The organism is Legionella cincinnatiensis, from assembly GCF_900452415.1.
In the GTDB taxonomy this organism is placed as follows: domain Bacteria; phylum Pseudomonadota; class Gammaproteobacteria; order Legionellales; family Legionellaceae; genus Legionella; species Legionella cincinnatiensis.
Map to the genome: position 1 here is coordinate 555,118 of NZ_UGNX01000001.1, position 25,330 is coordinate 580,447.

Genomic DNA, 25,330 nt, shown 5'->3' on the forward strand with positions numbered 1-25,330 from the left:
TTAAAACTTGACAAATCTGCCGTAGCTATATAGAATCCGGCCTCCTTATGTATTCGAAATAATCAAAAGAGACAGATCGGAGTTAAGTATAAATGGCTACTATTAATCAGTTAGTAAGAAAGCCTCGTGTGGACGTAAAGAAGAAAAGTAACGTACCTGCACTGGAATCATGTCCACAACGACGTGGAGTATGTACGCGTGTTTACACTACTACACCCAAAAAACCTAACTCAGCTATGCGTAAGGTTGCTCGTGTGCGTTTAACCAATGGATTTGAAGTAACATCCTATATTGGTGGTGAAGGCCATAACCTCCAAGAACACTCTGTTGTTCTTATAAGAGGTGGTCGTGTTAAAGATTTACCTGGTGTGCGTTATCACACTGTTCGAGGTAGCTTAGATACATCAGGTGTTAACGATCGTAAACAAGGTCGTTCGAAATATGGTACTAAGAAGCCAAAAGATAAAAAATAACTGATTGTAGGAAATAGAAATGCCTAGAAGAAGAGAAGTCCCCAAAAGAGAAATTTTGCCGGATCCAAAGCATCATAGTGAACTGTTAGCAAAGTTTATTAACGTACTCATGGTTAGCGGCAAAAAATCTGTTGCTGAAAAAATAATCTATGGCGCTTTATCTGTTATGGAAGAGCGTGTTAAAAAGATGAAAAAAACAGATGATGAGAGCGGTGAATCTGGCAGCACAAGTGGTTCTGCTACGGTTCTTCGTTACTTTGAAGATGCTTTAAATAATGTTCGACCAAGTGTAGAAGTTCGTTCACGTCGAGTGGGTGGTGCTACATATCAAGTGCCAGTTGAAGTTAGAAATGATCGAAGTATTGCCTTAGGCATGCGATGGATTGTTCAGGCTGCACGCACTCGTGGTGAAAAAGGTATGATGTTACGCCTAGCTGGGGAACTGCTGGATGCTTATGAAAGTAAAGGTTCTGCAGTGAAAAAACGTGAAGATACCCATAAAATGGCAAAAGCTAACCAAGCATTTGCACATTTTAGATGGAACTAAAAGAGAGGTAGTCCGTGTCTACTCCATTAAAACTATATAGAAACATCGGCATTGCAGCGCACGTTGATGCAGGAAAAACGACAACAACAGAACGCGTACTGTATTATACTGGTATGTCTCATAAGATTGGTGAAGTTCATGACGGTGCTGCGACAATGGACTGGATGGTTCAGGAGCAGGAACGCGGTATTACTATTACCTCAGCAGCAACAACATGCTACTGGTCAGGTATGGATAAGCAATTCGAACGACATCGTATTAACATTATCGATACACCGGGACACGTAGACTTCATGATTGAAGTTGAACGTTCTTTACGTGTCCTTGATGGCGCAGTTGTGGTATTTGATTCAGTGGCTGGTGTAGAGCCTCAATCAGAAACAGTTTGGCGACAAGCGAATAAATATGGTGTTCCACGAATTGTATTTGTTAACAAGATGGATAGAATGGGTGCAAACTTCCTTAGAGTGGTTAGCCAAATCAAACAAAGATTAGGCTCAAACCCTGTAGTTGTTCAGCTGCCTATTGGTGCAGAAGAAGAATTTAAAGGAGTGATTGATCTCATCAAAATGAAGGCAATTCATTGGGATGAAGAAAACAAGGGTATGACTTTTGAGTATAAAGACATACCTGCTGATCTGAAAAAGCAGTGTGAAGAATATCGAGCAATGCTTATAGAAGCTGCTGCAGAAGCCACTGAAGAGTTAATGGAAAAATATCTTGAAGGCGAAGAGCTTTCTGAAGAAGAAATTAAAAAGGCACTACGTCAATTAACCATTAGTAATGCCGTTGTTCCTGTTTTCTGTGGTTCAGCCTTCAAAAATAAAGGCGTGCAAGCTGTATTGGATGGTGTTATTGAGTATTTACCCTCACCTACTGATATACCAGATGTTCAAGGTATTGATGAACACGGTGATGAGGCTTCTCGTAAAACAAGTTACGATGCACCATTCTCAGCTTTGGCTTTTAAAATTGCTACAGACCCATTTGTTGGAACGTTAACCTATTTTAGAGCATATTCAGGTGTTTTGAAAAGTGGGGATACTGTCTACAACTCCGTTAAAGGTAAAAAAGAGCGTATTGGTCGTTTATTACAAATGCATGCTAATTCGCGCGAAGAAATTAAAGAAGTTAAAGCGGGTGATATCGCTGCGGCAGTTGGTTTAAAATCAGTGACTACTGGGGACACATTGTGTGACATTGAAAATGTAGTGATATTAGAAAGAATGGACTTCCCAGATCCAGTTATTGCTGTTGCTGTTGAGCCCAAAACAAAAGCGGACCAGGAGAAAATGGGAATTGCTCTTGGGAAACTCGCTCAAGAAGATCCTTCTTTCCGCGTTCATACTGATGAAGAATCAGGACAAACCATTATTGAAGGTATGGGTGAGCTTCATTTGGAAATTATCGTAGACCGTATGAAGCGGGAATTTAATGTTGAAGCCAATGTTGGTAAACCTCAAGTTGCTTATCGTGAAACACTGAAGCAACCGATAGAACAAGAAGGCAAATTCATTCGACAATCAGGTGGTCGTGGCCAATATGGTCACGTCTGGTTGAAGATTGAACCCCAAGAGCCGGGTAAAGGCTATGAATTCGTCAACGCAATTGTGGGTGGTGTTATTCCAAAAGAATATATACCTGCAGTTGACAAAGGAATTCAAGAGCAAATGCAAAATGGTGTTATTGCTGGATATCCAGTTGTGGACGTTAAGGTTACATTATTTGACGGTTCATTCCACGAAGTGGATTCTAGTGAAATGGCATTTAAAATTGCTGGTTCTCAATGCTTCAAGCAAGGTGCATTACGAGCTAAGCCAGTATTACTTGAGCCAATAATGAGTGTCGAAGTTGTAACCCCAGAGGATTATATGGGTGATGTTATGGGCGACCTTAACAGACGACGTGGCTTGGTTCAAGGAATGGAAGACTCACCAGCAGGAAAAATTGTTAGAGCAGAAGTTCCACTCGCAGAGATGTTTGGTTACTCGACCGATTTACGTTCTGCTACCCAAGGAAGAGCAACTTATACTATGGAATTTTCTAAGTATGCGGAAGCACCAACTAACATTGCTGAAGCAATTATTAAGAAACAATAAAAAGTTAACGAGGTTATTGAAATGGCGAAGGAAAAATTTGAACGTAAAAAGCCACATGTGAATGTGGGGACGATCGGTCACGTAGACCACGGTAAGACCACATTAACAGCGGCAATTACCACGATCATGGCAAAGAAATTTGGTGGTATAGCAAAAGCATACGATCAGATCGATGCGGCACCAGAAGAAAGAGAGCGAGGCATTACAATATCTACAGCGCACGTTGAATATGAATCAGCGAACAGACATTATGCGCATGTGGATTGCCCTGGACATGCTGACTATGTGAAGAACATGATTACGGGTGCAGCGCAAATGGACGGAGCGATACTGGTAGTATCTGCAGCGGATGGTCCTATGCCTCAAACTAGAGAGCATATACTGTTGTCCCGCCAAGTAGGTGTACCGTACATTGTCGTATTTATGAATAAAGCGGACATGGTTGATGATCCTGAGTTATTAGAACTTGTTGAAATGGAAGTCCGTGATTTGTTAAGCAGTTACGATTTTCCTGGGGATGACATTCCAATTATTGTTGGTTCTGCCTTGAAAGCATTAGAAGGTGATAGCAGTGATATTGGTGTACCAGCGATTGAGAAGCTAGTAGAAACTATGGATTCATACATTCCAGAGCCGGTACGCAACATTGATAAGTCATTTTTATTACCGATTGAAGATGTATTTTCAATATCTGGTCGAGGAACAGTAGTAACAGGACGTATCGAGAGCGGAATTATCAAAGTAGGCGAAGAGATTGAGATTGTTGGAATTCGTGATACATCAAAGACGACTTGTACAGGTGTTGAGATGTTCCGTAAGTTGTTAGACGAAGGACGAGCTGGTGATAACGTAGGAATATTACTTCGTGGAACTAAGCGAGATGAAGTTGAGCGTGGCCAAGTATTAGCGAAGCCAGGCACAATTAAGCCTCATACAAAATTTGAAGCGGAAGTATACGTGTTATCTAAAGAAGAAGGTGGCCGACATACTCCATTTTTCAATGGATATAGACCGCAGTTTTATTTTAGAACAACGGACGTAACAGGCACTTGTGATTTACCATCTGGAGTAGAAATGGTAATGCCTGGAGATAACGTACAGTTGACTGTAAATTTACATGCGCCTATTGCGATGGATGAAGGTTTACGTTTTGCAATTCGGGAAGGTGGCCGTACTGTTGGCGCCGGTGTTGTCGCTAAAATTATCGAGTAATTACAATGAGTAGCAATCAAAACATTAAAATAAGATTAAAGTCCTTTGATCATCGGTTGATTGACTTATCAACTCGAGAAATTGTGGAGACTGCAAAGCGTACTGGTGCACAAATTCGTGGACCAATACCATTGCCGATTCGTAAGGAAAAATTTACTGTATTGACTTCACCGCATGTTAATAAAGATGCTCGAGATCAATATGAATTACGTACTCATAAACGCCTGGTCGTTATCGTACATCCAACTGAAAAAACAGTAGATGCTTTGATGAAATTGGATCTGGCTGCAGGGGTTGATGTTCAGATAAGCCTTGATGACTAATTTTAAGGTGAAGGATATTAAAGAGGTGTTACAATGATGATCGGTTTATTAGGCCGTAAAATCGGTATGACTCGAGTCTTCATGGCAGATGGAGTGTCAGTTCCTGTGTCTGTTGTTGAAGTACATCCTAATCGAGTTTCACAGGTTAAAACAAAAACCACAGATGGTTATTCTGCAATTCAGTTAACAGGTGGTGCAAAAAAGGCAGGAAAGGTGAATAAACCTTTAACAGGTCATTTTGCAAAAGCTGAGATTGAAGCAGGAGATATGCTCGTTGAATTCCTAGTTGACTCTGAAGACGAGTTTACTGCAGGTCAAGTAATTTCTGTTGCTGATGTTTTTTCAGCGGGCCAATTCGTTGATGTGTCTGGTACTACTAAAGGTAAAGGATTTGCAGGTACCGTTAAAAGATACAATTTTAGAACACAAGATGCTACTCATGGTAATTCAAGATCACATCGTGTTCCTGGCTCCATTGGTCAAAACCAAACTCCTGGTCGTGTTTTTAAAGGTAAAAAGATGGCAGGACATATGGGGAATGTTCGTTGTACAGTTCAAAGTCTTGAGCTCGTACGTGTAGATGCTGAAAGAAATTTACTTCTAATAAAAGGTGCTATACCTGGTGCACCTGGTTCAAGAGTAGAAATTAAGCCTGCAGCCAAAAAGCAAGCACGAGGTGAGTGATGGAAATTACTACTATAGATACAAAATCAACATTAGCCCTGAACCAAGAAGTATTTGCATATGGTTACAACGAAGGCTTGATTCATCAAGCAGTTGTAGCATATATGAATAATGCTCGTAGTGGTAATAGCGCGCAAAAAACTCGCTCTGAAGTAAGAGGTGGTGGAAAAAAACCATGGAATCAAAAAGGTACAGGTCGTGCACGTGCTGGTACGATTAGAAGTCCTCTTTGGAGAAGTGGTGGAGTAACATTTGCATCTAAAAAAAGAGATTATTCGCAAAAACTTAATAAAAAAATGTACAAACGTGCATTACGTAGTATAATCTCGGAACTTTGTCGTACAGGCAATCTGTTAGTCGTCAGTGACTTTCAATGCGAAAGCAAGAAGACTAAAGATTTCATCAACAAAATGAATCAGCTAAATGTAACAAATGCTCTGATTATAATGACCGAAGTTGGTGAAAATGAATATTTTGGATCAAGAAACTTAATTGATTATGATATTTGTGACGTTACAACTGTAGATCCAGTATCCTTATTAAGATTTGAAAAAGTTGTTGTTACAGAAGCTGCAATTAAAAAAATTGAGGAACAGTTACAATGAACGCTGAAAGATTGTTGATGGTTCTACGTGAACCACATACTTCTGAAAAAGCTACTGTCATAGCGGATAAGCTTAAACAGTTTACTTTCAAAGTATTGAAAACTGCAACTAAGACTGAAATTAAAATGGCGGTAGAAAATATATTTAACGTAAAAGTTAAAAATGTATCTGTTGTTAATGTGAAGGGAAAAACAAAACGTTTTAAACAAATGAATGGAAAGCGTAGTGATTGGAAAAAAGCTTTTGTAACTCTTCATGCAGATCAAGATATTGACTTTACAGCTACCGAATAAGGCAGATTAAGATGGCACTATTAAAATCTAAACCTACATCGCCAGGAAAGCGTGGCGAGTTACGTGTGGTTCATCATCACATTCATAAGGGGAAACCTCACGCGGCTTTAGTCGAAAAGCTAAAGAAAACTGGCGGAAGAAATAACCAAGGTAGAATCACTGTAAGGCATATCGGTGGTGGACAGCGAAATCAATACCGTATTATTGACTTTAAACGAAATAAAGATGGTGTTGAAGCACGTGTGGAGCGTATTGAGTATGATCCAAACAGAACCGCCCTTATTGCTTTGATTGTTTATAAAGATGGTGAACGAAGATATATTATTGCACCAGCCAACTTGAATGTTGGCGATAAAGTTGTTAGTGGTGCTGATTCACCTATTAGCATTGGTAATTGCTTGCCATTGAAAAATATTCCAGTCGGTACTACGATTCATTGTGTGGAAATGAAACCAGGAAAAGGGGCACAAGTATTACGAAGTGCTGGTGCTAGTGGTCAAATTGTTGCAAAAGAAGGTGTTTATGCGACACTAAGACTCCGTTCAGGTGAAATGCGTAAGATACATGTTTTATGCAAAGCAGTAATAGGGGAAGTCAGTAATAGCGAGCATAGTTTACGCTCTTTAGGTAAAGCAGGAGCTAAACGTTGGAGAGGTATTCGTCCAACTGTACGTGGTGTTGCTATGAACCCTGTTGATCACCCACATGGTGGAGGTGAGGGACGTACTTCTGGTGGACGTCATCCAGTATCACCTTGGGGAGTACCAACAAAAGGTTATAAAACCAGAAGCAATAAGCGTACTGATGATTTCATTGTCAGAAGACGCAAGAAGAAATAATTATTGAGAGGATATCAAGTGGCTCGTTCTATAAGAAAAGGTCCTTTTGTTGACCATCATTTGATTAGCAAAGTTGAAGCTGCAATCGAATCTAAATCAAAAAAACCAATTAAGACTTGGTCAAGACGTTCAACAATCGTTCCTGAAATGATTGACCTTACAATTGCAGTACATAACGGTAAAGATCATATCCCTGTGTATATAACAGATAATATGGTCGGTCATAAATTAGGTGAGTTTGCCATGACTCGAACATTCAAAGGTCATTCTGGTGACAGAAAGGCTAAAGGCAAATAAGAGGATATGATGGAAGTTACAGCTAAATTGAAAGGTGCTCCCTTATCCGCTCAGAAGGGCAGATTGGTAGCAGACATGATACGAAATATGAAAGTATCTGGTGCACTTGATGTCCTCAAGTTTACACCAAAAAAAGGTGCGCAATTAATGCTTAAGTTATTAGAATCAGCTATAGCTAATGCTGAAAATAATAATGGAGCAGATATTGATGATTTAAAAGTGGGTATGGTCTGCGTTGATGAAGCAATGACTCTAAAACGCATTAGTCCCAGAGCTAAAGGACGTGCAAATCGAATTTGCAAACGTACCTGCCATATCACGATTAAAGTATCTGACGAGGAATAGCAATGGGACAAAAAGTTAACCCTATAGGCATTCGCCTTGGTATTATTAAAGATTGGAACTCTAAGTGGTTTGCTGGTAAAAAATACGCTGAATTTTTAATTCAAGATATTAATCTACGTACTGAGTTGAAAAAGAAACTTATGGCTGCAGCTGTAAGTAAAATTCTTATAGAACGCCCTGCAAATAACGCTGTTGTTACAATACTCACTGCAAGACCCGGTATCATTATCGGTAAAAAGGGTGGTGGTATTGAAGCTTTACGTGCTGAGATATCAAGTAAATTAGGTGTTCCTGTTCATCTTAATATTGAAGAAATTAAAAAGCCTGAACTAGATTCTACGCTTGTTGCTGAAAGCATTGCTCAACAATTAGAACAACGAGTTATGTTTAGACGCGCTATGAAACGAGCAGTGACTGGAGCGCTTAAAGCAGGTGCCAAAGGAATTAAAATTTGTGTTAGTGGACGACTCGGTGGAGCGGAAATTGCGCGAAGTGAATGGTATCGAGAAGGTCGCGTACCGTTACATACCTTTAGAGCGGATATAGATTATGGTACAGCAGAATCTAAAACTACCTACGGTATTATTGGCGTGAAAGTCTGGATCTTCAAGGGTGAAGTTTTACCACAAAAGAAAAGATCAACTGACAGTGCGCAGTAAGTGAGGATTAAGAATCATGTTACAACCGAAACGTACAAAATATCGAAAACAGATGAAAGGCCGTAATAGAGGCCTAGCCTTACGTGGCAGTAACATCAGTTTTGGTGAGTTTGGTTTAAAAGCGTTAGAACGTGGCCGTTTAACAGCAAGACAAATTGAAGCTGCTCGTAGAGCAATGACCCGTCATATTAAGCGTGGTGGAAAAATTTGGATTAGAGTATTTCCTGATAAGCCGATTACGCAAAAGCCCTTAGAAGTACGACAAGGTAAGGGTAAAGGTAGTGTCGAATATTGGGTGGCTCAAATTCAACCTGGTAAAGTATTGTTTGAAATGGAAGGAGTGTCCAGAGAGCTTGCGATGGAAGCTTTTAATCTGGCTAAAGCAAAACTTCCTTTCAAAGTTATATTTGAAGAAAGGAAGGTGATGTAATGAAAAAAATTGATGAATTGCGCAGTTTATCTATTGAAGAACTGCAAAATGAATTACTTTCATTACGTAAAGAACAATTAAATTTACGAATGAAAAAAGCAAGTGGCTCACTAGATAAAACACATCTTATCACTATGGTGCGTAAATCAGTGGCAAGAGTAAAAACAATGTTGACTGAAAAGGCAGGTAAGTGACATGTCTAATAGTGAATCAAATGCCAGAACGTTAGTTGGAAAAGTTGTTAGTGACAAAATGGATAAAACTATAGTTGTGATGATTGAGCGTTCAGTTAAACATCCAAAATATGGAAAAATAATTAAGCGTAGATCTAAATTACATGCTCATGACGAAAATCAAGTATGTCAAATTGGTAATATAGTTAAAATTCGTGAGTCAAGACCACTCTCTAAAACAAAAAGCTGGGTATTAGTTGAAGTAATTTCTTAATCAACATTGTTGATTTACTTTTAAAACCCTAAAAGGCCTGATATAATCAGCAACCTTTTTCTGGTCGAAATCAGAGCTGGAGAATAAAATGATCCAAATGCAGACAGTGCTCGAAGTTGCTGATAATAGCGGAGCACGCAAAGTTATGTGTATTAAAGTACTTGGTGGATCACACCGAAGATATGCCCGGGTTGGGGATATTATTAAAGTGAGCATTAAGGACGCAATACCACGAAGTAAAGTTAAAAAAGGTGCAGTGATGAAAGCTGTTGTTGTCCGAACAGCACAAGGTGTTCGTAGAGATGATGGATCTTTAATACGCTTTGATGGCAATGCAGCTGTACTTTTAAATAATCAAAACGAGCCTATTGGTACTCGTATTTTTGGCCCTGTTACTCGCGAGCTACGAGAGAGATTTATGAAAATAATATCTCTAGCTGCTGAAGTTTTGTGAGAAGGATTGAGATATGAAACGCATTCAAAAAGGCGATGAAGTTATTATAATCGCCGGTAAAAGTAAAGGTCATAGAGGCAAAGTCTTACGTGTGACTGAAAATGGTATTGTAGTTGAAGGTGGAAATTTAATTAAGAAGCATGTTAAAGCAAATCCACAGAAACCAGAACATAAAGGTGGTATTATCACTCTGGAATCACCTGTACACGTTTCAAATGTTGCCCATTACAATCCAAACACAAAAAAAGCAGATAAAATCGGATTCAAGTTTATTGAGAATAACGGTATAAATAAGAAGGTCAGATATTTTAAATCTGACAATGAAATAATTGACCGTGTTTGATTAGGTGATCGAAATGACAAGACTTAATGAATTATACAAAAAAGAAATTGTCCCTATGATGATGAAGCGGTTCAACTATTCCAGTGTGATGGAAGTTCCTAAATTGCTTAAAGTCACTTTAAATATGGGTGTTGGCGAAGCAGTAGGTGACAAAAAAGTAATGAACCATGCAGTTGAAGATATGACTTTAATTGCAGGGCAAAAACCGGTTGTTACAAAAGCAAGGAAATCAATTGCTGGTTTTAAAATTAGGGAAGGGTGGCCAATAGGGTGCAAAGTTACGCTTCGACGGCAGCGTATGTATGAATTTTTAGACAGATTGATTTCAATAACTTTACCCCGTGTAAGAGACTTTCGTGGTTTAAATCCTAAGTCCTTTGATGGAACTGGTAATTACAGCATGGGAATACAAGAGCAAATTGTATTTCCTGAAATTGATTACGATAAAACTGATGGTATTCGTGGTTTAGATATTTGTATCACTACAAGTGCAAAAACTAATGAAGAAGCTAAAGCTTTATTAGAGGCCTTTAACCTTCCATTGAAAGATAGAGATAAAAAATAAGGGTGAAATTGTGGCTAAAAAATCAATGCTTATGAGAGAGCTAAAACGTAGCAAACTCGTAGAAAAGTACAGAAAACGCAGAAGTGAATTAAAGAAGTTAATTAAGTCATCAGATGATTTTCAAGTGATTATGGATAGTCAAGCTAAATTAGCTAAGCTACCTATTAACTCAAATCCTGTTCGTTTTAAAACACGGTGCCAACAATGTGGTCGTCCACATGCTGTATATCGTAAATTTAGCCTTTGTAGGATTTGCTTAAGACAACAACTAATGGTTGGTAATATACCAGGCGGAAGAAAATCTAGCTGGTAATTTTTATTGGAGAACGATTGTGAGTATGCATGATCCAGTTGCTGATATGCTGACCAGAATTAGAAATGGTCAACAAGCAAAACATCAGCAAGTAACTTTAACATCTTCAAAACTGAAGGAAGAAATTGCTCGTGTTTTAAAAGAAGAAGGTTATGTTGAAGACTTCTTTGTTGAATCACTAGATAATAATCTTAAATTAATGACGATTAAACTGAAGTACTATCATGGTAGACCTGTTATCGAATTAATAAAAAGAATAAGCAGACCTGGTTTGAGAGTTTATAAATCTTATAAAGAACTCACCTCAATACCCGGTTTTGGTGTGGCCATATTGTCTACATCCCAAGGTATAATGACCCATATATCTGCTAAGATGAAAGGCGTTGGTGGCGAAGTCATTTGTGAAGTGGCTTAATACTTGCGAGGAATAATATGTCTAGAGTAGCAAAAGCCCCAGTAGTTCAACCATCAAATGTAGAAATAACATTAGGTGATGGGGAAATTACTGTAAAAGGGCCTAAAGGAACACTAACCCAAAAGCTGAATCGGTTAGTGAAAGTGAGTAAAAACAAAGAGAGTAATCATATCGAATTTGCTCCTGCAGCTAATGATCCTAAGGCTTGGGCACAAGCTGGGACAGCTAGAGCGATAGTAAATAATATGGTTAAAGGTGTTACTGAAGGTTTTATCGTAACCCTTGAATTGGTTGGTGTTGGTTATAGAGCGCAGTCAAAAGATAAATCAATCACTTTATCTTTAGGTTATTCTCATCCTATCGAATACCATTTGCCACAAGGTGTTTTAGTAGAAACTCCTAGTAATACAGTAATCATACTAAAGGGTATGGATAAACAAATTTTAGGACAAGTTGCTTCTGAGATACGTGCATTTCGTCCACCTGAGCCATATAAGGGGAAAGGTGTTAAACTTGCTGGTGAGTATATTGTTCGTAAAGAAGCGAAGAAGAAATAAGGTTTAAGCTATGAATAAACAAAACTCACGTATTCGACGTGGATTAAAAGCAAAGGCACTGATTCGCAAATCGGGTAGAGAAAGATTAGTAGTTTATAGAAGTGGTTTGCATATCTACTCTCAAATTGTTCGAGCGGATGAGCTTGGAGATAAAGTATTAGTTGCCTGTTCAACTAATGATAAAGAGTTACGAGCCAGTCTAGCCGGTAAATGTAAAGTAGAACAAGCGAACCTTGTCGGTAAATTACTAGGCAAACGTGCAAGTGAGCAAGGAATTACTGCAGTTGCGTTTGATCGTGCTGGTTATAAATATCATGGCCGAGTGAAAGCCCTTGCAGAAGGTGCGCGCGAGGCTGGATTAGATTTTTAAGGAACAACTATGGCATTCGATGAATCATCACCTAAATCAGATGGCTACCAAGAGAAGTTAGTATCAGTAAATCGTACTGCTAAAGTTGTGAAAGGCGGACGTGTTTTTGGCTTTGCTGTTCTTGTCGTTGTTGGCGATGGTAAAGGTAAAGTTGGATTTGGTAGAGGTAAAGCACGTGAAGTTCCAATTGCTATTCAAAAAGCAATGGAGCAGGCGAAGAAGAACATGGTTTATATTCCACTTAGTGGTTCAACTATTTATCATGAAATTACGTGGAATTATGGGGCCTCTAAAGTATTTATGAAACCAGCTAGCGAAGGTACAGGAATTATTGCTGGTGGTGCAATGAGAGCGGTACTTGAGGTCTTAGGCGTCCAAAACATATTAGCTAAGAATATTGGATCTACGAATCCAAGCAACATTGTACGTGCGACAATTGCTGCTTTAACTAATATTGGTACTCCTGATTATGTTGCGGCCAAGCGTGGTAAAACTGTTGAAGAAGTTATGGCGGGCTAATTATGGAAAACAAAATTAAAATTACTTTAGTTAAAAGTACTATAGGCAGAAAGCCTAAGCATGTTTCAATTGTAAAACAATTAGGTTTAGGTAAGACTAATTCAAGTGTAACTCATAACGATACTCCGGCAATACGTGGTCTTATAAACCAAGTAGATTATCTGTTGTTGGTTGAGGAGAGTGTATAATGAATTTAAATTCTCTATCACCTGAGCCAGGTTCGCGTCGTCCTAAAAAGAGATTAGGACGTGGTATGGGATCAGGACTAGGAAAAACAAGTGGTAAAGGTCATAAAGGTCAAAAGGCTAGAGCAGGCGGCTACCATAAGATTAACTTTGAAGGCGGTCAGATGCCTATTCAAAGACGTTTACCAAAGATGGGCTTTAAATCACGAGTTGGTAGAACAGTTGATCAAGTTTGTTTAAGTGAACTTGCACAATTATCAAATGATGTAATTGACTTAAATGTTTTAAAAGAAGCAGGTATCGTTAGTCGTTCCATTAAAGATGTAAAAGTAATCTTATCTGGTGAATTAACCACTGCCATCAAACTTAAAGGTTTAAGGGTCACTAAAGGAGCTCGTTCAACCATTGAAGGTTTAGGCGGCAGCGTAGAAGAGTGACTATGAAAAACCAAAAACATAATACAAGCCAATCACGCGGGGGGTTGGCTGAGCTAAAATCAAGATTATTCTTTGTTGTTCTAGGTATTTTAGTTTATCGATTGGGAGCCCATATACCTGTACCAGGATTAGATCCTGCTCGACTAGCTAATTTTTTCAATGAACAGCAAAATACCATTTTTGGCTTGTTCAATATGTTTTCTGGCGGAGCTTTATCACGAGTAACAGTTTTTGCTATAGGGATTATGCCGTATATTTCTGCATCGATTATTCTTCAACTGTTTACTGTAGTCTCTCCAAAGCTTGAACAGTTAAAAAAAGAAGGCGAGTCAGGAAGAAGAAAAATAAATCAATATACGCGTTATTTAACGTTAGTATTGTCTATTTTTCAATCTTTAGGGATGGCGCGATGGCTGGCTGGCCAGCAAATTGCTTTGCAAGCTGACTTTTCATTTTACTTTACTGCCGTAGTTACTTTAGTTACAGGAACAATGTTTCTAATGTGGTTAGGCGAGCAAATTACTGAAAAAGGTGTTGGAAATGGTATTTCTCTAATCATTTTTTCAGGTATTGTTTCAAGTATGCCTACTGCTATTGCTTCAGTTCTGCAGCAGGTTAAAGAAGGTCAAATGCAAGCACTAACTTTAGTTGTCATTGCAGTAGTTGTTGTAGTGGTAACTGGCTTTGTTGTGTTTATGGAACGTGCGCAAAGGCGAATCAGAGTGAACTATGCTCAGAGAACGCAAGGCAGAAAAGTTTATGCAGCACAAACAAGTCATTTGCCGTTAAAGATTAATATGTCTGGTGTTATACCGCCAATTTTTGCATCGAGCATTATACTTTTGCCCGCGACTTTAGCGCAGTTCTTTTCGCATACTAAGGGTATGGGTTGGTTAGCTGATGTTGGAATGGCCTTATCCCCTGGACAGCCGCTCTATTTAATCGTGTATGCAGTGGCTATTATATTTTTTGCATTTTTTTACGCAGCTCTGGTGTTTAACCCCAAAGATACTGCAGATAATTTAAAGAAATCTGGTGCATACATTCCTGGAATTAGACCAGGCGAACAAACTACAAAATACATTGATGCTGTGATGACTCGTTTAACATTAGTTGGCTCAATTTATCTCGTTTTGGTTTGTCTTTTACCTCAGATTTTGATGTACACATGGCATGTCCCTTTTTATTTCGGTGGAACGTCATTGCTGATTATCGTAGTTGTTATTATGGATTTTGTAGCACAGGTACAAGCTCATTTAATGACACAGCAATATGATTCTCTAATGAAAAAGGCTAATTTTAAAGGTACTAAGTTACCTGGTCTTTTATGATCTTTATCGGAGTTAGGAATGAAAGTAAGAGCATCTGTAAAGCGAATTTGTCGCAATTGCAAAATTATTAAAAGAAGTGGCACTATACGAGTTATTTGTAAAGATGCCAGACATAAGCAAAAGCAAGGGTAATATCTTTGCTTGATTTAATTTTATAAAAATAGTATTCTTCTGTCCCTTTCGACAGAACAAATAACGTTCGGAGAAGTTAATGGCTCGTATTGCAGGAGTAAATATACCAGATCACAAACATCTTGTGATTGCTTTAACAGCAATTTATGGTATTGGTAAACCTACATCTTTAAAACTATGTTCAGCAGTTGGCATTGATCCTTCAAAAAAGGTTTCGGAGTTAACCGATGCACAACTAGAGTCTTTAAGAACAGAAATTGCTAAAATAACTGTTGAAGGGGATTTGCGTCGTGTTGTAACAATGAACATTAAGCGACTTATGGATCTAGGATGTTATCGTGGTTTAAGGCATAGAAGAGGGCTGCCAGTACACGGCCAACGTACAAAAACGAATGCACGTACAAGAAAGGGTCGCAGAAAAGGCACCACCGTTTGATATTTCATGTAGGATAGTAAGATGGCAATAACTAAGTCAAAACAACAAAAAGTACGTAAAAAAGCAAAACGTGTGGTATCAGATGGTATAGTACATGTTCATGCATCTTTTAATAATACCATAGTGACTTTTACTGATAGGCAAGGTAATGCACTTTGCTGGGCAACATCAGGTGGATCAGGTTTTAGAGGTTCAAGAAAAAGTACTCCCTATGCTGCACAGGTTGCTACTGAACGTGCTGCCGCTGTTGCTAAAGAATATGGTATGAAATCTGTGGCTGTATTTGTTCATGGTCCTGGTCCTGGTCGAGAGTCCACTATTCGTGAATTAATATCTCAGGATTTCAAAATTGTTGAAATAACCGATGTTACTGGTATCCCTCATAATGGGTGTAAGCCACCTAAAAAACGTCGTGTATAAGACTCAGGAGTAATTAATGGCTAGATATCTTGGTCCAAAATGTAAATTATCACGTCGCGAAGGTTGTGATTTATTACTAAAAAGTGGTGTTCGTGATCACAAATCTAAATGTAAATCAGAAAAATTACCTGGACAACATGGTGATAAGAAGCCTCGTTTAAATAGTTATGGTTTACAGCTTAGAGAGAAGCAAAAAATTAGAAGATTATATGGCATTCTTGAAAAGCAATTTCGTGGCTATTATAAAATGGCTGCACGTATGAAAGGTGCAACAGGTGAAAATCTGATGGCTCTTCTTGAGAGACGTTTAGATAATGTTGTTTATCGTATGGGTTTTGCAAGCACACGTGCTGAAGCGCGACAATTAGTAACGCATAAAGCCATATTAGTTAATGATAAAATAGTTAACGTTCCATCTTTTTTAATAAAGCCTGGTGATGTTGTATCTGTGAGACAAAGAGCAAAGAATCAAGGTCGTATCCAAGCTGCTTTAGCTTTGTCTGAGCAAAGAGTACCATGTGATTGGCTTACTGTAGATACCTCTTCGTTTAAAGGAACTTTTTCTACAGCACCAACGTTAACTGATTTATCTTCAGACTACAACGTAAACTTGGTTGTAGAACTTTACTCTAAGTAAGCTCGGAGAAATAGCTGAATGTATACTGAAATCAATGAAATGTTGACACCTAATGTTCTTAAGGTACAGGCTGAATCGCCATTTAAAGCTAAAATAGTTTTAGAGCCTTTGGAGCGCGGCTTTGGTCATACTCTCGGCAATGCTTTGAGACGTATATTATTGTCTTCTATGCCAGGTAGCGTAATTACAGAAACTTCAATTGAGGGTGTTCTTCACGAGTACAGTACAATTGAAGGTGTACAAGAAGATGTTGTTGATATACTACTGAATCTAAAATTAGTTGCACTTAAAATGACAGTTGGTGAAGAGGCTACAATAACTCTTAATAAGCAAGGTCCTTGTCAAGTGACTGCTGGAGATATTCAATTATCTCATGGACTGGAAATTGTTAATCCTGATCTTGTTATTGCTAATTTGAATGAAAAAGGCAAATTAAATATGACAATGAAGGTTGAAAGAGGAATTGGTTTTCATAGTACTGATTCATTTATTAAACATTTTGATGATGAAGTAGAGAGAAAATCTGTTGGCAAACTCAAAATTGATAATAGCTTCTCACCTGTTAAGAAAGTAGCATATTATGTTGATAGTGCTCGGGTTGAAAATCGTACCGATTTGGATAAGCTAACCATTGAGTTAGAAACCAACGGAACAATTGATTCAGAAGAAGCAATCCGTATTTCAGCGAGTATTTTACAACGACAGTTACATGCTTTTGTTGATATGAGATTTGAAGAGTCACGATCAGATCAAAAGGAACGTAATGATTTTGATCCTATTCTTTTACGTTCTGTTGATGATTTAGAGTTAACTGTTCGTTCAGCGAACTGTTTAAAAGCAGAAAATATTCATTATATAGGCGATCTGGTACAACGAACTGAAAATGAACTTTTAAAAACTCCTAATCTTGGTAAAAAATCTTTAACTGAAATTAAGGATGTTTTGGCTTCCCGTTCATTATCGCTTGGTATGAAGCTTGAGAATTGGCCGCCAGCAAATCTTGGCGAATAAAGTTTAGGAGTTTTGTTATGCGTCACCGTAATTCAGGCCGTCGTTTTGGCCGTACAAGTAGCCACAGAAAGGCTATGTTTGCAAATATGAGTTGCTCGTTAATAGAGCATGAATTAATAAAGACTACTTTGCCTAAAGCAAAAGATCTTCGTCGTTACATAGAACCTTTAATCACTGTATCTAAAGTTGATTCTGTAGCAACACGTAGACATGTATTTGATATCTTAAGATCAAAGTCTGCTGTAGGTAAATTATTTACTGATTTAGGTCCACGTTTTGTAGAACGTCCAGGTGGTTATATACGTATTATCAAGTGCGGTTTTAGAGATGGCGATAATGCACCTATGGCGATAGTCGAATTATTAGACAGACCCGTTTCAAGTGCGGATACTGAAGAGTAAAATAGCTTTATTTAATATGAAAAAATACCCGCCTTGTGCGGGTTTTTTTATTTGTATTGATTATAAAATATATAATGAAGGCTCTTTATGGGATCCGAGGTCTTATGCCGCCACCGCATCAGTATTACCTTTATGTCCTGCAATAACATATACTTCATCACATTCTATCTCACCAGATACTTACTCTCAGTTTTTTTATCAACAACTCCACTGCGAAGCATACTCGCCGTGTAATGCGTATCATCCTTATTCAAACATAGTTCTTTTGCAATCTGTTCCGTTGATAAGTTCAATCCCAGAAAATATAAAAACAAGACCCATGTTTGGTGGCCTGAAAATACAGTATTGGTTAAATTATCAAATCGCTTAAAACAGTCTTTACATTCATAACGTTGCTGGTATTGCTCCGTATCCTCTTTGCCACGTCTAATAACGTTATCTGAATTACAGTAAGGACATTGCGTCTTTTCAGGCCATCTTAAATCACGAACCGCTTTTAACAACGGGATCATCAATCAAATTTTGAATGTTAACTTCCATATCAAGCTGCTTATCTCTGCTTCTAATTTGGGCTCGAACTCTCAATTAAATTAAAGTGGTTAGCAAGACTCCGAATCCAATAAAGAGTCATAAAAATTTCTCATATCAAAATATTTGATATTACATATTCGAAAAATTGCTTTGTTTTAAAAAGCATTAATTAATTAAAATGAAATTTTTAACTTATAAGAGAATAATAAAGTGCGTCAGAAATTTGAAGAAAAAGAGACAAAATATTTTGTAAATAATATAGCGTGCGAACGAGATGCCATTTATCAAACTATTCTAGATAGAAAATTGTATGGTGGAGAGATTACTATAAGTAAAGAATATTACTTTGCATCACATGAACAAAATAGAGCGGAAAGTACAAAATGGAGTTATATAGAATATAAATCAAACAATTCGCGTCACTCTGAGAATCAAAGGGCTGAGCTTTCTATGACTACGACGCCACTTTTAGATAAAATGGAGCCGACAAGCAAAGAGTACAAGGCAGTGATTCATAAAATGATTCATGCAGTGGATATGCTTTTGGCAGCAAGAAGCAATCATATGCAGTATTCGCAACAATTGCGTCTCGCATTGCGTGATTTCTTAAGTTTTTTTAATAACTATTCAGGAAAAAGTGATGCTTACACTGATCTTTCCAATAAAATATCTATTGAATACGCCATTTTTTTATTCGATATGGTTGCTTTTGGTATGTCAGAAGGGAACAAAACAAATCAAGGTAATTTACCCTTGTTGGAATTTGATTTTAGCGGGATGAAAACAAAGTGGGATGAAAATGGTGATAGCGATGCGAAAGCTCAATTTTTGAATGAATATTTATCCATTTTATTGCAGCAAACAGATATATTTCTTTCTTTATGGCAAAAAAGTCATGCATTTGATGATATTGCAAAGCACAAAATTAAGAATCTATTTGAAGAATTTAAAGAGGTGATTCGAGGTTTTCAAAATCAAGAAAAATGGCTGAATATTTCATTGCCTAAGTTGTTACAGAATATGAATGGCTTTTTTAATCAATCGCAAACCAAAGCGAGGATTGAAGAACAAGAATCCCATTCTTTTTCTAGAAATTGCTCAATCAGCTCTTCTTGCTCCATTTTATAAACTAATAGGCAAACCGGCTTTGTTGCTTAACCCCATGAGCTGGAGGGTTTACTAAATTTAGGCAGATCTATAGCTTGCAGGCATTTCTTCCGCATTCAAAATTTGATTGATAATGCCCGTTGTTAGGAAGCGGTTCGTGATTTAAGATGGCCTGAAAAGACGCAATGTCCTTACTGTAATTCAGATAACGTTATTAGACATGGCAAAGAGGATACGGAGCAATACCAGCAACGTTATGAATGTAAAGACTGTTTTAAGCGATTTGATGATTTAACCAATACTGTATTTTCAGGCCACCAAACATGGGTCTTGTTTTTATATTTTCTGGGATTGAACTTACAACGGAACAGATTGCAAAAGAGCTATGTTTGAATAAGGATGATACGCATTAACGGGTTAATCTTCAAATGTAAATTCGCTTAAGTGTAGGAGTTTTCAAGGTTTACATAAGAGGTGAGCAGACGAAAATGCCCTTATGTGTAAGGGCGGAAAGAGCTTATGAAAAGTTGTTTCTCAAATAGTATTTTTAGAATGGAACATCATCATCTAATTGATCAAAAGCATCTTGTGGAGCTTGCTGTGCAGGCTGTTGTTTTGCAAAGTTTTGATTCGTTGGTGCAAATTGAGCCTGAGGGATATCATCAAAACTTGATGAGGCTCCTCCTTTGCTATCTAACATTTGTATGTCGTTGGCAACAATCTCTGTAGTATATCTATCTTGTCCTTGCTGATCTTGCCATTTTCTGGTTCTTAAGCTGCCTTCAACATAAAGTTTTGAGCCTTTGCGAACATATTCGCCAGCAATTTCACCTAAACGATTAAAACACACCACACGATGCCACTCTGTTCTTTCTTGTTTTTCTCCAGTGGCTTTATCCTTCCATGCTTCACTAGTAGCAATTGAGAGTGTAGTCACTGCATTACCATTAGGTAAATATCGTACGTCAGGATCAACACCTACGTTACCAATGAGGATCACTTTATTTATTCCACGGGCCATTTATTTTCTCCTGTATGCGAAAGTTAGGAGGAGAGTATACCTAATTTATATAGGGCTTGCACTGGAATTGAGTGAGGCCTTTTACCCGGTTGCTAAGCTTTGGTATTTAATGTTTCATGCTTAGGTTCTGTGATCATGCACGTCTCAGACACCCCCCACTAAAAATATTTTTTCTCATCCTACTTATTGACTATCACGGTACGTAATAGTTTAGAATCAGCTTTGAGGAGAAAACTGAATGAAATTTTATCGAATTAAAGAAATGAGCCAAATGACTGCGTTAACCATAAGGTCATTACAATATTATGATGATATTGGTTTATTAAAACCAACTAAGCGTTCAGATAATGGTTATCGTTTCTACTCAGAGCAAGATCTCATTCGCTTACAACAGATCACTACCTTAAAATTTTTCGGCTTTTCTTTATCTACGATAAAAAAAATTATCGAAAATCCAAATTTCGATATACTGACTTCTGTAATTATTCAAGCTCGTGAACTGAAAGAAAAAGCAACACGCATAAATGAAGCCGCATCCTTGTTAAACTATATTTCCAGCCAAATGGAAATGAATCAACCTGTAAATTGGAAAAGTACCGCCAAAATTATAGAAATATTGGAGTTAAATAACATGAACGATCTTGTTTTAAAAAAATATCAAGCTGTGGAAGAAAAATCGGAATTAGGAAAAAAATCAAACTATGATGATACTTACAATCCTAACCGATTATATCCTATTCCAAGAGCTGGAAAACGCCATGAAATAGGAATAGATCCTGCCCAACTCCCTTTCTATGGATTTGATTGTTGGAATCATTACGAAGTATCTTGGCTTAATCCCAAGGGAAAACCTATGGTTGCAATTGCTGAATTATACTATGATTGCAGTTCGCCTAATTTAATTGAATCTAAGTCATTAAAACTTTATTTTAATTCGTTTAATAATACTCGCATTCAAAATACGAGTGAGCTAGAAAATATTATTAAAAGAGATTTACAAGAGCGAGTAGAGGCTGAAGTTTGGGTGAATATTCATCTTTTAGGTAATGCAAACCAATTTACAGTACAACCTTCATTCATAGGTGAATGTTTAGATGAACTTGATATAGAGTGCTCTGTGTATCTGGTAGAACCTTCATTTCTTTCTGTGAGCAATGAAATTGTTGAAGAAACTTTATACTCCAATTTACTTAAGTCAAATTGTTTAGTAACAAACCAACCTGATTGGGGAAGCATACAAATTAGTTATAAAGGTAAAAAAATAAATCGAGAAGGTCTATTGCAATACCTTGTTTCATTTCGAAATCATAATGAGTTTCATGAGCAATGCATTGAGCGAATTTTTGTAGATATTATGAACCGTTGTCAGCCCGAATTATTGACCGTTTATGGGCGATATACCAGACGTGGCGGTTTGGATATTAATCCTTATCGTTCTACAGAAAAAAACTCATTTCTAGGAAAAAATGTACGTTTGGTGCGCCAATAATATCATTTTAAATTGGGATTTGAGTTAGGAGCGCTCAAATCCTACGTCATTATAAAGTCAAAATGATTTAAATATGTTCATATATAAACATCTTTAATCTTTAATATTTAATTAATATTCGTAGATTATAATTATGTCAAATTGATTAATTAAAATGTTTTATATGAAAATACTATACATACCGTTTACTTTTGAAGATGCCCTATTTGATTTAGCAGCCAAAGCAGGTAAGTGGCGTAAAGATTATGAGTCTAAAGGAAAGGAAGTCGTCGTGATTTATCATGACAGTCACGAAATTGTTGAAAAAGAAGAGGTTCAGGCAGCCTTGAAAGCAGGCACTTGTCAGATTTATATTTTAAGCCATGGTATTAATACCCCTAAATTAATTGTAGGGAATCAAACTAAAGAGGATGAAAATTATAAGGAATTAACCATAGAAGAGGTTGCTAAGAATTTTAAAAGTGATTTAGCAATCGAAGGATTTAGCAACAATAATATTGTAAAGTTATTTTTTTGTGATGAATATGCAAGGAAGAATAAACCACGGCAAATGGCAGAACAATTTCGTAAGCAATTAGGTGAATCACACCAAGCCATGGAAATAAAGTATTATACTGATGTGAGCATTGGTTTACCGGGCACTGGGACAGATGGTTTATTAAGTTCTAAAGGAGCTGTAAGAGCATTTCAGATGAAGAATGATTTATTTTGTTTTAACTTATCGTGTGTCGTTGGACGAGCACGAGCTTTTCGACAAGGCTTGGATGTCGTAGAAGATGCTTCAAAATATAATTTCTTTACAAGCGCCCGTAAGGCAGTGGAATATCCTAAATTTTCTCATCCAATTTTAGATCATCTAGCCCACGAATTGGTAAATATGATTCAACATGATAAATTCTTTTCAAAGAATCAATCAGTGATAATTGATGAATTACTTGGTAGTTTGCCGCTTGATATTTCGGGTTATTTAGTGGAATCACTCACTATTACAGGGAAAAATTTGAAATTTGAAATGCGGATCAATAAATCTCGTCTTGAAGAGTTTTTGATAAAATCTGGGGTTATTATTGAAGACGAATCCATAGCTTCACCTGCAAGAGATACAAAACAAAAACAAACTTGGGTTGATGAAGACGATTATTTTGGTGCAGTTAATACTTCATTTACCGATTTTCATGGAGATGATTTTTTTGCTTTGACTGATTATGAAGAATTGCTTGACAGCGAAGACTCTTTAGAGCATAAACCAAGTCTAATATGAGTAAATTTTGGATTGACAATGATTTATTTATACATTCCATTTAAGCGAAATGAAGGGAATAAAAAATTAATCAAACATGCGAATCAATGGTACAAAACAGCATACGAAGGACATGCTGTTTCATGTACTATTTTAAGTGCTGATGACACATTTTCCATCGCTCAAGATCTTAAAAAAAATAAAATTTATGTATTGGCCTATGAGGCAGATGCAAAGACCGGAATGTTAGCACCTGTACCAAATTCTATTTCTTGCAAAACTATTGATGCAAAGGAATTAGTAGAACGTTTATTAGCATCACGGTTACCTGAGGTTGGGCCTGTAGAAATTAAATTGTGTGTTAGACAAGAGGAAGATAATGACTGTTCTTTGATTTCTTCCGAATTAATTAGAAGCCATTTGCTAAATGGAAATTATAAGAATCCAGCGTTATCAATTCAAGTTCAATGTTCTCCAGAGCCTTTCCCAGGAGAAACGAACAAACTGGGTTATCGCACGCTAACCGGTAGCATTCCTTTGTTTTTTAAGGAAGATGAAATCGCTAATGCAGAGTCTTCTGAGCTGGAAATAGATGCTCATGAACGGGAAGCAGAAAACAGTGTTAAGAATTGCAATCCAATGAGGACATGAGAATTTTCTCCGCGCTACCTGCAATATAATACTTTTTGTCAATACGTAAATAAATAACCCCTTCCTCTTGTACTAATGCAGCTTCAATAACTCCATGAGTATTTAACAACCGCGCTAGTACATCTTCTTTTTTTTCAGACCAAGGATAATGGAGAATAAGCGTTGCGATATAGAGATTAGGCTTCATGGCGCTGGCAACAATTAACCATAAAAGACTTAAAACAGCATTGGTGATAAAAACACTTTGACTGCCATTCCATTGAAATAAGAGGCCGGCAAAAGCACCTCCTAGAAAAAGCCCGAGAAATTGACTTGTAGAATATATTCCCATAGCAGTCCCTTTACTTCTAGGGTTAGCCTGTTTCGAAATAAGCGATGGTAATACTGCTTCAAGAATATTAAAGGCAATAAAATAAATCAGCATAATAAGACATAAGCCAAGCCAATTTTGGAGTGTATAAACGAACAATAATTGACTTGCCGCAATGACGAAAACGGAGGAAAGAAACACACTCTTCATCCTTTTCTTCTTTTCAGCAAGCACAATAAATGGGATCATGAGGATGAACGAAAGTAGCATAATAGGTAAATAAAAATGCCACTGTTGGGTTAAATGGCCTTGTTCTGTTTGTTTTTGTAAAATAAAAGGAATTACAAAAAATGTTGAGGTAAGAATAAAATGTTGACAAAAAATGCCAAAATTAAGACGTTGCAGTTGCGCGTTAAAGATAACTTGTTTTAAGAGAGCAGGATTTGTTTCACTATCAACATGAAAGCGCTCCCTCATTGGTTTAGGTATTACCCAATGAAGCAGAATAATACCGCATAAGGCTAATAAGGTAGTCAGGTAAAAAATTCCTGCTAAGCCAAAATGATGGGTAACCACCGGACTAACTACCATAGCTAGACTAAATGAGGTGCCTATGGTCATCCCAATAACGGCCATCGCTTTAGTTCGTTGTTCTTCAGGGGTTAAATCTGCAAGCAAAGCAATGAGCACACTGCCAATTGCTCCAGTTCCTTGGAGCACTCGCGCAACTATCATTCCATAAATAGAATGAGTGAATGCTCCGATGAAGCTGCCACAAGCAAATAAAAGCAATCCTATGGTAATTATGGGTTTTCTACCCAATTTATCGGAAAGCATACCAAAAGGCATTTGCAGTAATCCTTGAGCAAGACCATATATTCCAAAAGCAAAACCTACCAATGCAGGTGTGGCGCCCTGCAAATCTTTCGCATAAATACTAAATACAGGGATTAGGAAAAACAGACCTAACATACGAAAGGAAAAAATTGCTGCAATAGGGAATACAGTTTTAGACCAGGAAAGCTTCATTCATTAATATGCATATAATCTAATCGTGTGCCGATAGTACAAAGTTAGCACTCTAGAAACAAGATATTTAAAAATTTAATGCACTAAACATTGCTTTATCGAAGAATACGCATGAAAATGTAGGCTTTTTAGTTATTCATCTAATGGTGTTAACTTAACCAATTGTACAAATT

Annotated in this window: 39 protein-coding genes and 1 pseudogene; 37 read left to right on the forward strand and 3 right to left on the reverse strand. The window is 37.3% G+C overall.

What is annotated here, in order from left to right:
• Nucleotides 1–92: 92 nt before the first annotated feature.
• The 32 genes from rpsL to rplQ all read left to right on the forward strand — a co-directional run bounded on the left by rpsL (nt 93) and on the right by rplQ (nt 17,779).
• Nucleotides 93–473 carry a 30S ribosomal protein S12 gene (gene rpsL / locus DYH34_RS02420; RefSeq protein ID WP_004450478.1) on the forward strand — a complete coding sequence of 127 codons (381 nt, stop codon included), beginning with the start codon at nt 93–95 and terminating at the stop codon, nt 471–473.
• 19 nt (nt 474–492) lie between these two features.
• On the forward strand, nt 493–1,020 hold the full coding sequence (gene rpsG, locus DYH34_RS02425) for a 30S ribosomal protein S7 (RefSeq protein WP_058464756.1): 528 nt from the start codon (nt 493–495) through the stop codon (nt 1,018–1,020).
• Between the two features lie 14 nt (nt 1,021–1,034).
• Nucleotides 1,035–3,119: an elongation factor G gene (gene fusA / locus DYH34_RS02430; protein ID WP_058464755.1), complete on the forward strand. Its 2,085-nt coding sequence runs from the start codon at nt 1,035–1,037 to the stop codon at nt 3,117–3,119.
• Nucleotides 3,120–3,140: 21 nt separating this feature from the next.
• On the forward strand, nt 3,141–4,331 hold the full coding sequence (gene tuf, locus DYH34_RS02435) for an elongation factor Tu (protein WP_058463869.1): 1,191 nt from the start codon (nt 3,141–3,143) through the stop codon (nt 4,329–4,331).
• A 5-nt stretch (nt 4,332–4,336) separates the two neighbouring features.
• Nucleotides 4,337–4,654 (forward strand): 30S ribosomal protein S10, encoded by a 318-nt coding sequence (gene rpsJ / locus DYH34_RS02440; RefSeq protein WP_003633094.1) that lies wholly within the window; start codon nt 4,337–4,339, stop codon nt 4,652–4,654.
• Nucleotides 4,655–4,687: 33 nt separating this feature from the next.
• Nucleotides 4,688–5,338, forward strand: coding sequence for a 50S ribosomal protein L3 (rplC, locus tag DYH34_RS02445; RefSeq protein WP_058463868.1), 651 nt, complete (start codon nt 4,688–4,690; stop codon nt 5,336–5,338).
• Entirely contained in the window at nt 5,338–5,943 is a 606-nt protein-coding gene (gene rplD / locus DYH34_RS02450; RefSeq protein ID WP_058463867.1) for a 50S ribosomal protein L4, read from the forward strand. The genes rplC and rplD overlap by 1 nt, the downstream gene beginning before the upstream one ends.
• Nucleotides 5,940–6,236 (forward strand): 50S ribosomal protein L23, encoded by a 297-nt coding sequence (gene rplW / locus DYH34_RS02455; protein ID WP_027272068.1) that lies wholly within the window; start codon nt 5,940–5,942, stop codon nt 6,234–6,236. The genes rplD and rplW overlap by 4 nt, the downstream gene beginning before the upstream one ends.
• A gap of 11 nt (nt 6,237–6,247) precedes the next feature.
• Nucleotides 6,248–7,075, forward strand: a complete 828-nt coding sequence (rplB, locus tag DYH34_RS02460) for a 50S ribosomal protein L2 (protein WP_058463866.1) — start codon at nt 6,248–6,250, stop codon at nt 7,073–7,075.
• Between the two features lie 18 nt (nt 7,076–7,093).
• Nucleotides 7,094–7,372 carry a 30S ribosomal protein S19 gene (gene rpsS / locus DYH34_RS02465; RefSeq protein WP_003633088.1) on the forward strand — a complete coding sequence of 93 codons (279 nt, stop codon included), beginning with the start codon at nt 7,094–7,096 and terminating at the stop codon, nt 7,370–7,372.
• A 9-nt stretch (nt 7,373–7,381) separates the two neighbouring features.
• The gene (rplV, locus tag DYH34_RS02470) at nt 7,382–7,717 is read left to right on the forward strand and encodes a 50S ribosomal protein L22 (RefSeq protein ID WP_003633087.1); all 336 of its coding nucleotides are present in this window, start codon (nt 7,382–7,384) and stop codon (nt 7,715–7,717) included.
• Between the two features lie 2 nt (nt 7,718–7,719).
• Complete coding sequence (gene rpsC / locus DYH34_RS02475) at nt 7,720–8,376, forward strand: 30S ribosomal protein S3 (RefSeq protein WP_058463865.1); 657 nt, start codon at nt 7,720–7,722, stop codon at nt 8,374–8,376.
• Between the two features lie 16 nt (nt 8,377–8,392).
• Nucleotides 8,393–8,806, forward strand: a complete 414-nt coding sequence (gene rplP / locus DYH34_RS02480) for a 50S ribosomal protein L16 (RefSeq protein ID WP_058463864.1) — start codon at nt 8,393–8,395, stop codon at nt 8,804–8,806.
• Complete coding sequence (rpmC, locus tag DYH34_RS02485; RefSeq protein WP_058463863.1) at nt 8,806–9,000, forward strand: 50S ribosomal protein L29; 195 nt, start codon at nt 8,806–8,808, stop codon at nt 8,998–9,000. The genes rplP and rpmC overlap by 1 nt, the downstream gene beginning before the upstream one ends.
• A 1-nt stretch (nt 9,001) precedes the next feature.
• Nucleotides 9,002–9,253 carry a 30S ribosomal protein S17 gene (rpsQ, locus tag DYH34_RS02490; RefSeq protein WP_058463862.1) on the forward strand — a complete coding sequence of 84 codons (252 nt, stop codon included), beginning with the start codon at nt 9,002–9,004 and terminating at the stop codon, nt 9,251–9,253.
• An 88-nt stretch (nt 9,254–9,341) separates the two neighbouring features.
• Nucleotides 9,342–9,707 (forward strand): 50S ribosomal protein L14, encoded by a 366-nt coding sequence (rplN, locus tag DYH34_RS02495; protein WP_003633077.1) that lies wholly within the window; start codon nt 9,342–9,344, stop codon nt 9,705–9,707.
• 13 nt (nt 9,708–9,720) lie between these two features.
• Nucleotides 9,721–10,050, forward strand: coding sequence for a 50S ribosomal protein L24 (gene rplX, locus DYH34_RS02500; RefSeq protein ID WP_058463861.1), 330 nt, complete (start codon nt 9,721–9,723; stop codon nt 10,048–10,050).
• Between the two features lie 13 nt (nt 10,051–10,063).
• Nucleotides 10,064–10,615 (forward strand): 50S ribosomal protein L5, encoded by a 552-nt coding sequence (rplE, locus tag DYH34_RS02505; RefSeq protein WP_058463860.1) that lies wholly within the window; start codon nt 10,064–10,066, stop codon nt 10,613–10,615.
• A gap of 10 nt (nt 10,616–10,625) precedes the next feature.
• A complete protein-coding gene (rpsN, locus tag DYH34_RS02510) occupies nt 10,626–10,928 on the forward strand; it encodes a 30S ribosomal protein S14 (RefSeq protein WP_058463859.1) in 303 nt (100 codons plus the stop codon).
• Nucleotides 10,929–10,953: 25 nt separating this feature from the next.
• Nucleotides 10,954–11,343 carry a 30S ribosomal protein S8 gene (gene rpsH, locus DYH34_RS02515; protein WP_197718826.1) on the forward strand — a complete coding sequence of 130 codons (390 nt, stop codon included), beginning with the start codon at nt 10,954–10,956 and terminating at the stop codon, nt 11,341–11,343.
• Nucleotides 11,344–11,360: 17 nt separating this feature from the next.
• Nucleotides 11,361–11,900, forward strand: a complete 540-nt coding sequence (rplF, locus tag DYH34_RS02520; protein ID WP_058463858.1) for a 50S ribosomal protein L6 — start codon at nt 11,361–11,363, stop codon at nt 11,898–11,900.
• A 10-nt stretch (nt 11,901–11,910) separates the two neighbouring features.
• The gene (gene rplR / locus DYH34_RS02525; protein WP_058463857.1) at nt 11,911–12,270 is read left to right on the forward strand and encodes a 50S ribosomal protein L18; all 360 of its coding nucleotides are present in this window, start codon (nt 11,911–11,913) and stop codon (nt 12,268–12,270) included.
• 9 nt (nt 12,271–12,279) lie between these two features.
• Complete coding sequence (gene rpsE / locus DYH34_RS02530) at nt 12,280–12,789, forward strand: 30S ribosomal protein S5 (protein WP_003633062.1); 510 nt, start codon at nt 12,280–12,282, stop codon at nt 12,787–12,789.
• A gap of 2 nt (nt 12,790–12,791) precedes the next feature.
• The gene (gene rpmD, locus DYH34_RS02535; protein WP_058463856.1) at nt 12,792–12,977 is read left to right on the forward strand and encodes a 50S ribosomal protein L30; all 186 of its coding nucleotides are present in this window, start codon (nt 12,792–12,794) and stop codon (nt 12,975–12,977) included.
• Nucleotides 12,977–13,411 carry a 50S ribosomal protein L15 gene (gene rplO / locus DYH34_RS02540; protein WP_058463855.1) on the forward strand — a complete coding sequence of 145 codons (435 nt, stop codon included), beginning with the start codon at nt 12,977–12,979 and terminating at the stop codon, nt 13,409–13,411. The genes rpmD and rplO overlap by 1 nt, the downstream gene beginning before the upstream one ends.
• 2 nt (nt 13,412–13,413) lie before the next feature.
• Complete coding sequence (secY, locus tag DYH34_RS02545; protein WP_058463854.1) at nt 13,414–14,742, forward strand: preprotein translocase subunit SecY; 1,329 nt, start codon at nt 13,414–13,416, stop codon at nt 14,740–14,742.
• An 18-nt stretch (nt 14,743–14,760) separates the two neighbouring features.
• Nucleotides 14,761–14,874: a 50S ribosomal protein L36 gene (gene rpmJ / locus DYH34_RS02550; protein ID WP_010946099.1), complete on the forward strand. Its 114-nt coding sequence runs from the start codon at nt 14,761–14,763 to the stop codon at nt 14,872–14,874.
• Nucleotides 14,875–14,953: 79 nt separating this feature from the next.
• Nucleotides 14,954–15,310, forward strand: a complete 357-nt coding sequence (gene rpsM / locus DYH34_RS02555) for a 30S ribosomal protein S13 (protein ID WP_058463853.1) — start codon at nt 14,954–14,956, stop codon at nt 15,308–15,310.
• A gap of 21 nt (nt 15,311–15,331) precedes the next feature.
• A complete protein-coding gene (gene rpsK, locus DYH34_RS02560) occupies nt 15,332–15,730 on the forward strand; it encodes a 30S ribosomal protein S11 (RefSeq protein WP_003633055.1) in 399 nt (132 codons plus the stop codon).
• 16 nt (nt 15,731–15,746) lie between these two features.
• Complete coding sequence (gene rpsD, locus DYH34_RS02565; protein WP_058463852.1) at nt 15,747–16,367, forward strand: 30S ribosomal protein S4; 621 nt, start codon at nt 15,747–15,749, stop codon at nt 16,365–16,367.
• 18 nt (nt 16,368–16,385) lie between these two features.
• On the forward strand, nt 16,386–17,378 hold the full coding sequence (locus tag DYH34_RS02570; protein ID WP_058463851.1) for a DNA-directed RNA polymerase subunit alpha: 993 nt from the start codon (nt 16,386–16,388) through the stop codon (nt 17,376–17,378).
• A gap of 17 nt (nt 17,379–17,395) precedes the next feature.
• Nucleotides 17,396–17,779 carry a 50S ribosomal protein L17 gene (rplQ, locus tag DYH34_RS02575; protein ID WP_058463850.1) on the forward strand — a complete coding sequence of 128 codons (384 nt, stop codon included), beginning with the start codon at nt 17,396–17,398 and terminating at the stop codon, nt 17,777–17,779.
• Between the two features lie 164 nt (nt 17,780–17,943).
• Here the strand turns inward: rplQ and DYH34_RS02580 are convergent, their stop codons facing one another.
• Nucleotides 17,944–18,291 (reverse strand): IS1/IS1595 family N-terminal zinc-binding domain-containing protein, encoded by a 348-nt coding sequence (locus tag DYH34_RS02580; RefSeq protein ID WP_058463849.1) that lies wholly within the window; start codon nt 18,289–18,291, stop codon nt 17,944–17,946.
• A 229-nt stretch (nt 18,292–18,520) separates the two neighbouring features.
• On the opposite strand from DYH34_RS02580, the gene DYH34_RS02585 reads away from it, so the two are divergent.
• Entirely contained in the window at nt 18,521–19,438 is a 918-nt protein-coding gene (locus DYH34_RS02585) for a hypothetical protein (RefSeq protein WP_058463848.1), read from the forward strand.
• Nucleotides 19,439–19,579: 141 nt separating this feature from the next.
• Nucleotides 19,580–19,810, forward strand: a pseudogene (locus DYH34_RS18665) (transposase); the annotation flags it as partial.
• 154 nt (nt 19,811–19,964) lie between these two features.
• Here DYH34_RS18665 and ssb read toward each other — a convergent pair.
• Complete coding sequence (gene ssb, locus DYH34_RS02595; RefSeq protein ID WP_058463847.1) at nt 19,965–20,438, reverse strand: single-stranded DNA-binding protein; 474 nt, start codon at nt 20,436–20,438, stop codon at nt 19,965–19,967.
• A gap of 271 nt (nt 20,439–20,709) precedes the next feature.
• Here ssb and queF point away from each other — a divergent pair, with 271 nt between their 5' ends.
• The 3 genes from queF to DYH34_RS02610 all read left to right on the forward strand — a co-directional run bounded on the left by queF (nt 20,710) and on the right by DYH34_RS02610 (nt 23,818).
• Nucleotides 20,710–21,927, forward strand: coding sequence for an NADPH-dependent 7-cyano-7-deazaguanine reductase QueF (gene queF, locus DYH34_RS02600; protein ID WP_423202593.1), 1,218 nt, complete (start codon nt 20,710–20,712; stop codon nt 21,925–21,927).
• Between the two features lie 163 nt (nt 21,928–22,090).
• A complete protein-coding gene (locus DYH34_RS02605; protein ID WP_238589428.1) occupies nt 22,091–23,188 on the forward strand; it encodes a hypothetical protein in 1,098 nt (365 codons plus the stop codon).
• Between the two features lie 18 nt (nt 23,189–23,206).
• The gene (locus tag DYH34_RS02610; protein WP_058463845.1) at nt 23,207–23,818 is read left to right on the forward strand and encodes a hypothetical protein; all 612 of its coding nucleotides are present in this window, start codon (nt 23,207–23,209) and stop codon (nt 23,816–23,818) included.
• Here DYH34_RS02610 and DYH34_RS02615 read toward each other — a convergent pair.
• Complete coding sequence (locus DYH34_RS02615; protein ID WP_058463844.1) at nt 23,790–25,157, reverse strand: MFS transporter; 1,368 nt, start codon at nt 25,155–25,157, stop codon at nt 23,790–23,792. The two genes, DYH34_RS02610 and DYH34_RS02615, sit on opposite strands and share 29 nt — an antisense overlap.
• Nucleotides 25,158–25,330: the final 173 nt, after the last annotated feature.

What these genes read in the sequence shown, in the direction of transcription:
- rpsL (WP_004450478.1), top strand. Translation starts at nt 93, where the DNA reads ATGGCTACTATTAATCAGTTAGTAAGAAAGCCTCGTGTGGACGTAAAG.
- rpsG (WP_058464756.1), top strand. Translation starts at nt 493, where the DNA reads ATGCCTAGAAGAAGAGAAGTCCCCAAAAGAGAAATTTTGCCGGATCCA.
- tuf (WP_058463869.1), top strand. Translation starts at nt 3,141, where the DNA reads ATGGCGAAGGAAAAATTTGAACGTAAAAAGCCACATGTGAATGTGGGG.
- rpsJ (WP_003633094.1), top strand. Translation starts at nt 4,337, where the DNA reads ATGAGTAGCAATCAAAACATTAAAATAAGATTAAAGTCCTTTGATCAT.
- rplC (WP_058463868.1), top strand. Translation starts at nt 4,688, where the DNA reads ATGATGATCGGTTTATTAGGCCGTAAAATCGGTATGACTCGAGTCTTC.
- rplD (WP_058463867.1), top strand. Translation starts at nt 5,338, where the DNA reads ATGGAAATTACTACTATAGATACAAAATCAACATTAGCCCTGAACCAA.
- rplW (WP_027272068.1), top strand. Translation starts at nt 5,940, where the DNA reads ATGAACGCTGAAAGATTGTTGATGGTTCTACGTGAACCACATACTTCT.
- rplB (WP_058463866.1), top strand. Translation starts at nt 6,248, where the DNA reads ATGGCACTATTAAAATCTAAACCTACATCGCCAGGAAAGCGTGGCGAG.
- rplV (WP_003633087.1), top strand. Translation starts at nt 7,382, where the DNA reads ATGGAAGTTACAGCTAAATTGAAAGGTGCTCCCTTATCCGCTCAGAAG.
- rpsC (WP_058463865.1), top strand. Translation starts at nt 7,720, where the DNA reads ATGGGACAAAAAGTTAACCCTATAGGCATTCGCCTTGGTATTATTAAA.
- rplP (WP_058463864.1), top strand. Translation starts at nt 8,393, where the DNA reads ATGTTACAACCGAAACGTACAAAATATCGAAAACAGATGAAAGGCCGT.
- rpmC (WP_058463863.1), top strand. Translation starts at nt 8,806, where the DNA reads ATGAAAAAAATTGATGAATTGCGCAGTTTATCTATTGAAGAACTGCAA.
- rpsQ (WP_058463862.1), top strand. Translation starts at nt 9,002, where the DNA reads ATGTCTAATAGTGAATCAAATGCCAGAACGTTAGTTGGAAAAGTTGTT.
- rplN (WP_003633077.1), top strand. Translation starts at nt 9,342, where the DNA reads ATGATCCAAATGCAGACAGTGCTCGAAGTTGCTGATAATAGCGGAGCA.
- rplX (WP_058463861.1), top strand. Translation starts at nt 9,721, where the DNA reads ATGAAACGCATTCAAAAAGGCGATGAAGTTATTATAATCGCCGGTAAA.
- rplE (WP_058463860.1), top strand. Translation starts at nt 10,064, where the DNA reads ATGACAAGACTTAATGAATTATACAAAAAAGAAATTGTCCCTATGATG.
- rpsH (WP_197718826.1), top strand. Translation starts at nt 10,954, where the DNA reads ATGCATGATCCAGTTGCTGATATGCTGACCAGAATTAGAAATGGTCAA.
- rplF (WP_058463858.1), top strand. Translation starts at nt 11,361, where the DNA reads ATGTCTAGAGTAGCAAAAGCCCCAGTAGTTCAACCATCAAATGTAGAA.
- rplR (WP_058463857.1), top strand. Translation starts at nt 11,911, where the DNA reads ATGAATAAACAAAACTCACGTATTCGACGTGGATTAAAAGCAAAGGCA.
- rpsE (WP_003633062.1), top strand. Translation starts at nt 12,280, where the DNA reads ATGGCATTCGATGAATCATCACCTAAATCAGATGGCTACCAAGAGAAG.
- rpmD (WP_058463856.1), top strand. Translation starts at nt 12,792, where the DNA reads ATGGAAAACAAAATTAAAATTACTTTAGTTAAAAGTACTATAGGCAGA.
- rplO (WP_058463855.1), top strand. Translation starts at nt 12,977, where the DNA reads ATGAATTTAAATTCTCTATCACCTGAGCCAGGTTCGCGTCGTCCTAAA.
- secY (WP_058463854.1), top strand. Translation starts at nt 13,414, where the DNA reads ATGAAAAACCAAAAACATAATACAAGCCAATCACGCGGGGGGTTGGCT.
- rpmJ (WP_010946099.1), top strand. Translation starts at nt 14,761, where the DNA reads ATGAAAGTAAGAGCATCTGTAAAGCGAATTTGTCGCAATTGCAAAATT.
- rpsM (WP_058463853.1), top strand. Translation starts at nt 14,954, where the DNA reads ATGGCTCGTATTGCAGGAGTAAATATACCAGATCACAAACATCTTGTG.
- rpsK (WP_003633055.1), top strand. Translation starts at nt 15,332, where the DNA reads ATGGCAATAACTAAGTCAAAACAACAAAAAGTACGTAAAAAAGCAAAA.
- rpsD (WP_058463852.1), top strand. Translation starts at nt 15,747, where the DNA reads ATGGCTAGATATCTTGGTCCAAAATGTAAATTATCACGTCGCGAAGGT.
- DYH34_RS02570 (WP_058463851.1), top strand. Translation starts at nt 16,386, where the DNA reads ATGTATACTGAAATCAATGAAATGTTGACACCTAATGTTCTTAAGGTA.
- rplQ (WP_058463850.1), top strand. Translation starts at nt 17,396, where the DNA reads ATGCGTCACCGTAATTCAGGCCGTCGTTTTGGCCGTACAAGTAGCCAC.
- DYH34_RS02580 (WP_058463849.1), bottom strand. Translation starts at nt 18,291, where the DNA reads ATGATCCCGTTGTTAAAAGCGGTTCGTGATTTAAGATGGCCTGAAAAG.
- ssb (WP_058463847.1), bottom strand. Translation starts at nt 20,438, where the DNA reads ATGGCCCGTGGAATAAATAAAGTGATCCTCATTGGTAACGTAGGTGTT.
- queF (WP_423202593.1), top strand. Translation starts at nt 20,710, where the DNA reads ATGACTGCGTTAACCATAAGGTCATTACAATATTATGATGATATTGGT.
- DYH34_RS02605 (WP_238589428.1), top strand. Translation starts at nt 22,091, where the DNA reads ATGAAAATACTATACATACCGTTTACTTTTGAAGATGCCCTATTTGAT.
- DYH34_RS02610 (WP_058463845.1), top strand. Translation starts at nt 23,207, where the DNA reads ATGATTTATTTATACATTCCATTTAAGCGAAATGAAGGGAATAAAAAA.
- DYH34_RS02615 (WP_058463844.1), bottom strand. Translation starts at nt 25,157, where the DNA reads ATGAAGCTTTCCTGGTCTAAAACTGTATTCCCTATTGCAGCAATTTTT.